General features: G+C 73.8%; 10 protein-coding genes and 1 pseudogene. 2 read left to right on the forward strand and 9 right to left on the reverse strand.

Annotated features, from left to right (window positions below; translation table 11 throughout):
* Window positions 1-106: 106 nt before the first annotated feature.
* Entirely contained in the window at window positions 107-1,330 is a 1,224-nt protein-coding gene (locus tag KPL57_RS14175; RefSeq protein WP_226351976.1) for an ISAs1 family transposase, read from the forward strand.
* A gap of 70 nt (window positions 1,331-1,400) precedes the next feature.
* Here the strand turns inward: KPL57_RS14175 and KPL57_RS14180 are convergent.
* The 6 genes and pseudogenes from KPL57_RS14180 to rpsB all read right to left on the reverse strand — a co-directional run.
* Window positions 1,401-1,892, reverse strand: a pseudogene (locus KPL57_RS14180) (DnaB-like helicase C-terminal domain-containing protein); the annotation flags it as partial.
* A gap of 36 nt (window positions 1,893-1,928) precedes the next feature.
* Window positions 1,929-2,687, reverse strand: a complete 759-nt coding sequence (locus tag KPL57_RS14185; protein WP_226351977.1) for a class I SAM-dependent methyltransferase — start codon at window positions 2,685-2,687, stop codon at window positions 1,929-1,931.
* Window positions 2,684-3,619: a phosphatidate cytidylyltransferase gene (locus tag KPL57_RS14190; protein WP_226351978.1), complete on the reverse strand. Its 936-nt coding sequence runs from the start codon at window positions 3,617-3,619 to the stop codon at window positions 2,684-2,686. Before KPL57_RS14190 ends, KPL57_RS14185 begins: the two co-directional genes overlap by 4 nt.
* A gap of 5 nt (window positions 3,620-3,624) precedes the next feature.
* Complete coding sequence (gene frr, locus KPL57_RS14195) at window positions 3,625-4,182, reverse strand: ribosome recycling factor (RefSeq protein WP_020622047.1); 558 nt, start codon at window positions 4,180-4,182, stop codon at window positions 3,625-3,627.
* A gap of 101 nt (window positions 4,183-4,283) precedes the next feature.
* Window positions 4,284-5,099, reverse strand: a complete 816-nt coding sequence (tsf, locus tag KPL57_RS14200) for a translation elongation factor Ts (RefSeq protein ID WP_020622048.1) — start codon at window positions 5,097-5,099, stop codon at window positions 4,284-4,286.
* A 92-nt stretch (window positions 5,100-5,191) separates the two neighbouring features.
* Window positions 5,192-6,055: a 30S ribosomal protein S2 gene (rpsB, locus tag KPL57_RS14205; protein ID WP_060711374.1), complete on the reverse strand. Its 864-nt coding sequence runs from the start codon at window positions 6,053-6,055 to the stop codon at window positions 5,192-5,194.
* An 832-nt stretch (window positions 6,056-6,887) separates the two neighbouring features.
* Here rpsB and KPL57_RS14210 point away from each other — a divergent pair.
* Complete coding sequence (locus KPL57_RS14210) at window positions 6,888-7,367, forward strand: M23 family metallopeptidase (protein ID WP_226351979.1); 480 nt, start codon at window positions 6,888-6,890, stop codon at window positions 7,365-7,367.
* Here the strand turns inward: KPL57_RS14210 and KPL57_RS14215 are convergent.
* The 3 genes from KPL57_RS14215 to KPL57_RS14225 form a co-directional block, all read right to left on the reverse strand.
* Window positions 7,324-8,367 (reverse strand): FliA/WhiG family RNA polymerase sigma factor, encoded by a 1,044-nt coding sequence (locus tag KPL57_RS14215; protein WP_226351980.1) that lies wholly within the window; start codon window positions 8,365-8,367, stop codon window positions 7,324-7,326. The two genes, KPL57_RS14210 and KPL57_RS14215, sit on opposite strands and share 44 nt — an antisense overlap.
* On the reverse strand, window positions 8,342-9,427 hold the full coding sequence (locus KPL57_RS14220; RefSeq protein ID WP_226351981.1) for a tyrosine recombinase XerC: 1,086 nt from the start codon (window positions 9,425-9,427) through the stop codon (window positions 8,342-8,344). The genes KPL57_RS14215 and KPL57_RS14220 overlap by 26 nt, the downstream gene beginning before the upstream one ends.
* 31 nt (window positions 9,428-9,458) lie before the next feature.
* On the reverse strand, window positions 9,459-10,682 hold a 1,224-nt coding region (locus KPL57_RS14225; RefSeq protein ID WP_226351982.1), incomplete at its 5' end, for a DNA-processing protein DprA.

Below are 10,682 nucleotides of genomic sequence, written 5' to 3' on the forward strand. Positions count from 1 at the left end.
TTTGCCGGGGCCCTGGGGGGTGGGGGTGGGGCCGGACACAGGCTTGGCGTGATCATGAGGGTGTCGAATCCTTGCTCACGTCAGGAAGCCTGTGTCCGCAGTGTCAGTGTCTCCGATCGTTGCTGCTCTGGAAGGCCTGGAGGTCGGTCCTGACGCGGGGAGAGCCGCGCCGGTCGGTGAGGCGGCGGGGTTGTCGCTGGTGGAGGCCCTGTCGCGAGTGCCGGACCCGCGGAAACCACGCGGTGTCCGCCACGGTGTCCTCGCGGTGTTGCTACTGGGGGCGTGCGCGGTGTTGGCGGGGGCCCGGTCGTTCACCGCGATCGCCGAGTACGCCCATGACGTCGGCCGCGCCGTGCTGGACGTGCTCGGGGTGGGCGCGGTCGCTCCGCACGAGTCGACCATCCGCCGGGTCCTGCAACGGGTCGACGCCTCGGCGCTGGAGGCGGCGTTGCAGTCCTGGGTGTTGCCCCAGCTCAGCGCCCAGCCGGCCCCGGAGGGCACACCCCGGCGAGAACAGCGTCGCGTGCTGGCCTTGGACGGCAAGACCCTGCGCGGCGCCCGCGTCCGTGCCGCCGACGGCAGGGTCTGGCTCCCGCATCTGGTGTCGGTGCTCGACCAGACCAGCGGTGGCGTGCTCGGCCAGGTTCAGGTCGCAGAGAAGGGCAGCGAGATCACCGCGTTCACCGCGCTGCTCGACCCCCTCGACCTCGACGATGTACTGGTCACCGCGGACGCTCTGCACACCCAGCGAGCCCACGCCGACTACCTACACCGCCGCGGCGGGCACTACCTGATGACGATCAAAGCGAACCAGCCCACGCTGCTGGCACGGGTACGGGCGCTGCCCTGGACCCAGATCGGCGTCGCTGATCGTCAACGCGGGCGTGGGCACGGCCGCGTCGAGACCCGCACGATCAGCGTGGTCAGCCTGCACCCCTGTCCCGACCTGGGCGCAGAGTTCTTCCCCCACGCATCCCAGGCGATCAAGCTGGTGCGCCGGCGTCGCCCACTGCGGCCTGGCGGGAAGTGGAGAACCGAGACCGCCTACGCGATCACCAGCCTGACCAGCACCGACGCCGATCCAGGACTGCTCGCCCGCTGGATCCGTGGGCACTGGTCGATCGAGAATCGCCTGCACTGGGTCCGTGATGTCTGCTTCGACGAAGACCGCGCCACCGCCCACACCGGTCACGCCCCGCAGGTCATGTCGGCGTTGCGGAACCTCGCGATCACCGCGCTACGCCTGCACGGCGTCAGCAACATCGCCGCAGCACTCCGCCACCACGCCCGCGACCCCCATCGACCACTGACCACCGACAAGATCATCTAGCGACTTTGCCGGGGCCCTGGGGGCCGGCTGGGCGGATCGAGGCCGCTGGTGGGCTTTGGTGGAGGGGGTCTTCGGCGCCTAGTGACCAGAAGCGGCTGTAGTGCAGTTGGTGGGCGACGGTGATCGTGGTGGTCGGGCCGTTACGGTGTTTGGCCAGGATCAGGTCGGCCTCACCGGCACGCGGGTCGTCCTGTTCGAACGCGTCGGGACGGTGCAGCAGCACCACCATGTCCGCGTCCTGCTCGATCGAGCCGGACTCACGCAGGTCGGCCAGCATCGGCCGCTTGTCGGTGCGCTGCTCGGGACCACGGTTGAGCTGGCTCATCGCCACCACTGGGACGTCCAGCTCTTTCGCGAGGAGTTTGATCTGCCGGGAGAATTCCGAGACCTCCTGCTGACGTGACTCGACCTTGCGGCCCGAGGTCATCAGCTGCAGGTAGTCCAGGATGATCAGCTTCAGGTCGTAGCGCTGCTTGAGCCGGCGGGCCTTGGCCCGGATCTCCATGAGCGTCAGGTTCGGCGAGTCGTCGATGTAGAGCGGCGCCTCGGAGATCTCCGACACCCACCACCGACATGCCCATGTACTCGGCAGCTCGCGCTATACGCATCTAAAGCAGTATGAGCTAGTACCGGATACTTTGTCAACAGTCGATGAGCCCACGCGCACGGTGCGGTCGGCGACGTCGTCGATCGCCCGGCGCGCGGTGCGCGGGGAGAACTCGATGCGCAGGACCTCCTCCAGGTCCGCGCGGGAGTCGAACCGCCAGGTCGAGGTGACCCGGCGCAGCGCGAAGCCGTGGGCGGCGAAGAACCGGTCGACCGCGGGCGCGTCGTAGCGCGGCAGGTCCGCGCGCAGCCACGTCCCGTAGGGCCGCGCCGTGAAGTCCAGGTCGACGACGGCGAGCACCCCGCCCGGGCGGAGCACCCGCTCGGCCTCGGCGAGCCCCGGCTCGCAGCCCGGCCCGAAGAAGTACGCGGTGCGGGCGTGGACCAGGTCGGCACTTGCGTCGGGCAGCGGGAGCCGCTCGGCGCCCGCGGTGTGCAGGGTGATGCGGGGGTCGTCGGCGACGCGCCGACGTGCCCGTTCGACCAGCGGCGGGTGCGGCTCGACACCGGTGACGGTGGCGGCCCGTTCGGCGAAGCGCGGCAGGTGGAAGCCGTCGCCGCAGCCGACGTCGACGACGTCGGCGCCCGCCCAGCCCCCGGTCTCGGCCCACAGCGCCGCCCAGAGCTCGCCGTCGGCGTCCTGGGCGCGGTTCTCGGTCTCGTAGACCTCGGGCCAGTTCCAGATGTTCGGGCTGGGGATGGCCGGGCCGGGCTTCGGCTGTCCGCCGAACCCCTGGTAGGTGCGCCTCACGCGATCGGGACGACGACCCCGAGGATCGCCCAGGCGACGAACGCGGCCGGCAGCAGCGAGTCCAGACGGTCCATCAGACCGCCGTGCCCGGGCAGCAGGTTGCCCATGTCCTTGACCCCGATGTCGCGCTTCACCAGCGACTCGACGAGGTCGCCCAGGGTGGCCGTCGCGACGAGCAGCGCGCCGACCAGCGGCCCCCAGTACCAGGGCGCGTCGAGCAGCAGCCCCATGCAGAGCGAGCCCACGGCCATGCCGGCGATCAGCGAGCCCGCGAAGCCCTCCCAGGACTTCTTCGGGCTGATCGTGGGGGCCATCGGGTGCCGGCCCGCGACGACGCCCGCGGCGTACCCGCCGACGTCGGAGGCGACCACGCAGAGCAGGAAGGTCAGGACCCGGCCCACGCCGTCCGGGGCGACGGTCAGCTGGACGGCGAAGGCCACGAGCAGCGGCACGTAGACGGCGACGAACAGCGAGGCGCTGATGTCGCGCACGAAGTGCGCCGCCCCGGTCCGCATCCGCCACAGCAGGCAGCCCAGCACCGTGGCGGTGAGGGCGATCGCGGCGCCGTGCAGGCCGAACGGCCAGGACAGCCAGACGACGGCCTGGCCGCCGACCAGCAGCACCGGCAGCGACACCCGGATGTCGGCGCCCCGGCGCAGCGCGCCCGCGAGCTCCCAGGTCCCGACCGCGGTGACGCAGGCGAGCACCAGGACGAAGCCCTGACGATGGATCAGCAGGCTCAGCAGGATGACGACGCCGAGCCCGACGCCGACCGCGATCGCCGCGACGAGGTTGCGACCCAGCCGGGACCGCTTGTACCCCTTCTGTCCCCGGACGGGCTTCGGCACGTCCGGGGTCGCCGACACGCCGGCGGGCCCGTCACCGGGAAGGTCGGAGGTCACGGGGACGGCGGCGTCGGAGGAGGAGGGCACCGGGCTCAGACCTCGAGGAGCTCGGATTCCTTGTTCTTGACCAGCTCGTCGATCTGCGCGACGTAGCGGTCCGTGACGCCCTGCAGTTCCTTCTCGGCGCGGGCGACCTCGTCCTCGCCGGCCTCGCCGTCACGCTGGATGCGGTGCAGCTCGTCCATCGCCTTGCGGCGCAGGCCACGGAGCACGACGCGCGCGTCCTCACCCTTGCCCCGGGCGACCTTGACCATGTCCCGGCGCCGCTCCTCGGAGAGCTGCGGGATGATCACGCGGATGATCTGCCCGTCGTTCGACGGGTTGACGCCGAGGTCCGAGTCGGCGATCGCCTTCTCGAGCTGCTTGAGCTGGCTGGCGTCGTAGGGCTTGATGACCGCCATCCGCGCCTCGGGGATCGACACCGAGGCGAGCTGGTTCAGCGGGGTCCACGCGCCGTAGTAGTCCACGACGATCCTGGAGAACATGTTCGGAGTGGCCCGGCCGGTACGCACCGACGCCAGATCGTCACGGGCGACCGTGACGGCCTTCTCCATCTTCTCCTCGACGTCGAAGAGGGTTTCCTCGATCACGGTTGCATCCCCCGGCCTGGTCGTACTCGCTGGCGGTCACGATCCTCTCACCCGCCGCCCGGGCGGTGCGCGGAGCACCACCCGGGCGGGGGCGGGGAGGATCAGTTCTGGCCGACCTCGAAACGGACGAAGTCGTTGATGGTCAGACCCGCCTCGTCGGCGACGGCCTTGACCGACTTCTTCGGGTCGACCACGGAGGCCTGCTCCAGGAGCACGACGTCCTTGTAGTAGCCGTTGACCCGGCCCTCGACGATGCGGGGCAGGACCTGCTCGGGCTTGCCCTCCTCGCGGGCGGTCGCCTCCGCGATCTTCTTCTCGTTCTCGACGATCTCGGCGGGGACCTGCTCACGGGTCAGGTACTCCGGCCGGGCCGCCGCGACCTGCATCGCGAGACCGCGGGCGGCCTCGGCGTCGTCGCCCTCGTAGGCGAGCAGGACGCCGATCTGCGGAGGCAGGTCGGTGGCGCGCTTGTGCAGGTAGACGGCGGCCTGGCCGTCGACCCGGGCGTAGCGCTTCAGCTCGAACTTCTCGCCGATGCGGGCGGACAGGGCCTGCACGGCCTCGCCCACGGTGCCGTCGTCGAGCTTGGTCTCGCGCAGCGCGTCGAGGTCGGCCGGCTTCTCGGCGACCGCGGCGGCCAGGATCTTCTCGGCCAGCGCGATGAAGTCGTCGGACTTGGCGACGAAGTCGGTCTCGCAGTCCAGCTCGACCAGGGTGCCGCCGTCGGCGACGACCAGGCCGTTGGCGGTGGCGCGCTCGGCGCGCTTGCCCACGTCCTTCGCGCCCTTGATGCGGAGGAGCTCGACGGCCTTGTCGAAGTCGCCCTCGGACTCCTCGAGCGCCTTCTTGCAGTCCATCATCCCGGAGCCGGTGAGCTCACGGAGCCGCTTGACGTCGGCGGCGGTGTAGTTCGCCATCGGGTGTCTCTCGTCCTCTGGGTCGTGACGGGAATGGGTCACCGGGTCGCACCGGGCGGGCCCACGGAAGCGGGCCCGCCCGGTGCGCGTACTCAGTTCTGGGTGCCGTTGCTGGTCGACGCCGGGGCGGTCGCAGCGGCCGCACCGTCGCCACCGGCGGCGGAGAGGCTGGCACCGTCGGAGCCGACCTCGTTGCCCGCCAGGACGTCCTGCTCCCACTCGGCGAGCGGCTGCTCGGCGGCGGCCTCGCCACCCTCGCCACGGCGCTGGCCACGGGAGACCAGACCGTCGGCGGCGGCCTTGGCGATGACCTTGGTCAGCAGCGCGGCCGAGCGGATCGCGTCGTCGTTGCCCGGGATCGGGAAGTCGACCTCGTCCGGGTCGCAGTTCGTGTCCAGGATGGAAACGACCGGGATCTTGAGCTTCCGGGCCTCGCCGACGGCGATGTGCTCCTTCTTGGTGTCCACGATCCAGACGGCGGACGGGACCTTGGACATGTCGCGAATACCGCCGAGGGTCTTCTCGAGCTTGTCCTTCTCACGGGTCAGCGTGAGGATCTCGCGCTTCGAGCGGCCCTCGAAGCCACCGTTCTGCTCCATCGCCTCGAGCTCCTTGAGGCGCTGCAGGCGACGGTGGACGGTCTGGAAGTTGGTGAGCATGCCGCCCAGCCAGCGCTGGTTGACGTACGGCATGTTGACCCGGGCCGCCTCCTCGGCGATGACCTCCTGGGCCTGCTTCTTGGTGCCGACGAACATGATCGTCCCGCCGTGCGCGACGGTCTCGCGCACGAACTCGTAGGCGCGGTCGATGTACGACAGCGTCTGCTGGAGGTCGATGATGTAGATGCCGTTGCGCTCGGTGAGGATGTAGCGCTTCATCTTCGGGTTCCAGCGACGGGTCTGGTGCCCGAAGTGCACGCCGCTGTCGAGCAGCTGCTTCATGGTGACGACGGCCATGGCCTGCGTTCACCTCTCGGTCGGGCGCGGCGGGTGCCGCGCAGGCGGTTCGTGGGCCCACCGGTCGGTGGACCACCCTGGCGCCCGCGGCGGAGCCGGACCCGCTCTCCCTGGCCACACGTGAGCGTGACGTCGGGATCGCAGGACCGCCCGGCCTCCGCTCCCGACGCCGTACCCTGGGGGAACGGCGCGACGGGCGATCGGGCGCGCGAAGTCACCACGACGGACGTGGTGCGGGAACCAGTGTACGCCGGGGCCTCCGGGCCGATCGCGGCGGAGCCCGGTTCCGACGGCGGCTGTCCACAACCGGCCGGTACGTCCACAGGACGACGGTCCACCCCGGCGACGAGCGGTCGCCGCCGCAGGCTGGACGGGTGCCTCTGCCCGTCCCGTCCGCTCCCCCGCTCGACGACCTGCCCCGGAGCCCGCGCCCCGTGTCCCGCCCGCCGGGATGGCGGGCCGGGCTGCGGGCGGGGGCGGTGCTGCTCGCCGTGGTGGTGATCGGTGTCGCGCTCGTGCCGCCGGGGGCGGCGGTCGCTGCGCCCGTCGTCACAACGCCTGTCGCCGCCACGCCGCTGGTCGCCCCACCGCCGGTCGCTGCACGGCTGCCCGCCGAACCGGTGACCGCCGCACCGGTGACCGCCGCACCGGTGACCGCCGCACCGCGCCGGGATCCGTCCCCCGGGACTGCCGGGCACTCTCCCGGGCCCGGCAGTGAGCCGGACACCGGCGGTGCGCCCGCTCCGGGCGGACCCCCGGACGGGGTCGGCCCCGCGCCCGCACCGCCGCGGCCACCCGGGGCGGGGATACCGGCACCGGGGGCGGACTACGCGTGGCCCCTGCTCCCGCCCCGGCGGTCACGGCGGTGTTCCGCAAGCCCGCGTTCCGCTACGGCCGCGGGCACCGCGGCGCCGACCTGGCAGGTTCTCCCGGACAGGCGGTGCTCGTCGCGCGGGAGGGGGTCGTCGTGTTCGCCGGCCGGATCGCCGGGCGCGGCGTCGTCTCGGTCGACCACCCCGACGGGTTGCGGAGCACCTACGAGCCGGTGACCGCCGGCGTCGTGGCCGGGGCGCGGCTCACCGGGGGCGACCCGGTGGGGACGCTGGAACCCGGGCACACCGGGTGCCCGGTCGCGGCCTGCCTGCACTGGGGCGTGCGACGGGAGCGGCTCGACCACCTGGACCCGCTGGTGCTGCTGCGCCCTCCCCGGGTGCGGCTGCTGCCCTGGGAGGGGGCACCCGAGCCCACGGAGGTCACTCCGGCCCAGGTCAGCCCGCCAGCGCCGGCTCCAACGAGGCCCGCAGACGGGTGATCGTCCGGGCATGGAGCTGGCAGACCCGGGACTCGGTGACCCCGAGGATCCCGCCGATCTCGGCGAGTGTCCGGTTCTCGACGTAGTAGAGGTGCAGGACCAGCCGGTCCCGCTCCCCCAGCAGACCGATCGCGGCACGCAGCTCCGCCCCGGTCTCCCGCCGGACCGCAGCGGTCACCGGGTCCACCGAGTCGTCGGCCGCGAGCGTGGACAGCGGCGAGCCCGCGGGACCGCCCGCACCGAGGTCCTCGGCGCTGACCAGGTACATCGGCCGCCGGGCCTGACGGAGCTCGCGCACCGCGACACCCAGCTCCGCGGCGAGCTCCCCGTCGGTCGCGGGGCGTCCGGCCCGGAGCTGCACCGCCTCGCGGGCCCGCTCGACCTCGCGGCTGCGCGCCCGCACGGTGCGGGGGCCCCAGTCCTGGGCGCGCAGCTCGTCGAGCATGGCCCCTCGGACGCGCTGGGCCGCATAGGCCTCGAAGCGGATCCTGCGGGCGGGGTCGAACCGGTCGACGGCCTCCATCAGGCCGAACGTCCCGGACTGGAGCAGGGCGGCCAGCTCGATCGACGACGGCAGCCGCACCGCCAGCTTGGTGCCCACGCCGCGTACCAGCGGGGCGTGGTGCTCGACCAGGCGCCGCCGAGCGGCGGGAGCGCGGGTGGCGAGGAACTCGCGCCACAGCGGCACGACCGCCGGCTCGACGGTCTCGTTCAGGTGACCTCGGACGCCGTCGGGCGTGTCGCGGGGCGACCGGCCCGTCGACGGGACCAGCGCGATGCACCCCGGGGCGACGTCCGCCGGCGGTTGCCCGGAGGTGGCGTCGAGAGGACCGCGACGCGGGGACCCGGGTGGGTCGGGGACCGGTCCGAGAACGGCCGCTCGGGGTGTGTCGGCCCCCGCGGCCACCCGGTCGAGGGCCGTGGCCAGGGCGGCGGGGAACGCGTCGGGCCGGCGCGGTGTCGTCGGGGACACCTCACGCCCGAGGGTGCGCCTGGTCATGAACCACCTTCAACCGGTCGACGGTCACGTGCGTGTAGAGCTGCGTGGTCGACAGCGTAGCGTGACCGAGTAACTCCTGTACGTAACGAAGGTCGGCTCCGCCCTCGAGCAGATGGGTCGCCGCGGCGTGTCGCAGACCGTGCGGCCCGACGTCGGGGACGCCCGGTACCGCCCGGATCGCGCGGTGCACGACGGTCCGGGCGACGCGCGGGTCCAGCCGCCCGCCCCGCACGCCCAGCAGCAGTGCCGGCGGCGACGACGGGGTCGCCAACGCCGGTCGGCCGTGGTCGAGCCAGCGGCGCAGGGCGCGCGCGGCGGGGACCCCGAACACCACGGTCCGTTCCCGGTCGCCCTTGCCCCGGACCCGCAACGTACGGGCGGACTCGTCGACCGCACCGACGTCGAGACCGCACAGCTCGGCGACCCGGATCCCGGTCGCGTAGAGGAGTTCGAGGACCAGCAGGTCGCGCAGGGCCTCCGGGGCGTCCTCCGCCGCACCCGAGGTCACCGCGTCCAGCACCGCCGCGGTCTCCGCCGCGGCGGGTACCTCCGGCAGGACGGTGCCCGCGCGCGGTGACCCGAGCCGGGCCGCCGGGTCGTGGTCGAGCCGCCCGGTGCGCACCGCCCAGGCGCAGAACGTACGGGCCGCGGCGGTGCACCGCGCGACGGTGGCCCGCCCGGCGCCGGCGGCGTGCGTCGCGCCGAGCCGCCGACGCAGGTGGTCCAGGTCGAGCGCGCCGAGCCCGGGGAGACCACGGAGCAGGTCGGTGAGGTCCGAGCGGTAGCCGCGGACGGTGTGCGGCGAGCGGTTCCGCTCGAGGCGCAGGTGCCCGGTGAACTCCTCGATCGCGGCGGCGACGTCCGGGGCGAGCCCGTCACCGGTGGCGGTCCGGTCGCCTGCAGCACGAGCCCCCGCCCGGTCCGCGGGCGGGCCGTCGGCCTCGGTCCGGGTCCGGTCGTCGGGACGCGCGGCCGCGCCGGGGCCCGGCTCGGCTGCGGGATCGGAGGACGCCGCGGGACCGGAGGGCGCCGCGGGACCGGAGGACTCTGTGCGCGCCATGCCCGGACGGTCCGCCGCCGAGGGCCGCCGGTCAAGGACCCGCCCGGCGTGCCGGGCGCTGCCACAGCCCCTGGTGGTACTCGGCGAGCCCACGGTCCTCCAGCTCGGTCAGCGCCGAGCGCAGCTCGTCGGGGCCGACGCCCGCGGCCTCGCCGATCCGTCCCGGCGGCCACGCGGCCCGGGCGGGCAGCGCGTCGTGGACCGCGAGCACCCGCGGGTCGAGCCCGTCGGTCGGGCGGGACTCCCCCTGCGGGGGCAGGGCGAGGTCCACGCCCAGCCGGCCGACGACCTCCAGGACGTCCTCGGGCCGCCCGACGAGGCCCGCCTGGTGCGAGCGGACCAGCTCGTGGCAGCCGACCGACATCCCCGACGTGACCGGGCCCGGCACCGCCATCAGCGGGCGCCCGAGCGCGGTCGCGTCGGCGGCGGTCCGTTTCGTCCCGCTGCGCGCCCCGGCCTCGACGACGAGGGTCCCGACCCCGAGTGCGGCCAGCAGCCGGTTGCGGACCAGGAACCGCAGCCGGCCGGGGATCGTGCCGGGCGGGTACTCGGTGAGCACCAGACCGGTCGCGGCGATCCGTTCCAGGAGACCGGTGTGCGCGGCCGGGTAGACCCGGTCCGGGCCACAGGCCAGGACCGCGACCGTCGCACCGTCGACGGCGAGGGCACCCCGGTGCGCGGCCGCGTCGATGCCGAACGCGGCGCCGGACAGGACTGCGACGCCGCGCCGGGCCAGCGTCGCGGAGAAGTCCGCGGCCACGCCCAACCCGTACGGGGTCGCGGCGCGCGAGCCGACGACGGTGACCGACCGGTCGGCGAGCGTCGCGATCTCCCCCGGCCCGCGGGCCCACAGCGCGATCGGGGGCGCGAGGTCGGCCCGCGGGGCCTCGGCGAACGACCGGAACGGCCACGACGGCCACCCCGGGTCCTCCGGCACGAGCAGGCGGGCCCCGGCGTGGGCGGCCTCCTCCAGGTCGGCCTCGGACCGGTCGGTGCCCCGCCGGGCCGCGGCGGCGCGCAGCAGCTCGTCGGGGACCGCGCCGCGACGCAGCCGGTCGGCCGCCTCGACCGGCCCGTACCGGTCGACAGCAGCGCGACGAGGTGCCGGTTCGGGGGTTCGACGCAGCGCATCAGGTAGGCGCGGGCGCGCAGGACCTCCTCGGGCACCCTGCCGACGCCCTTGCCGATGTCGGTCCCCCGGGCGATGTCGGTGCCCCGGCCGATGTCGGTGCCCGTGCCGGCGGCCGGGCCCGGG

Source organism: Pseudonocardia sp. ICBG601 (assembly GCF_020496245.1).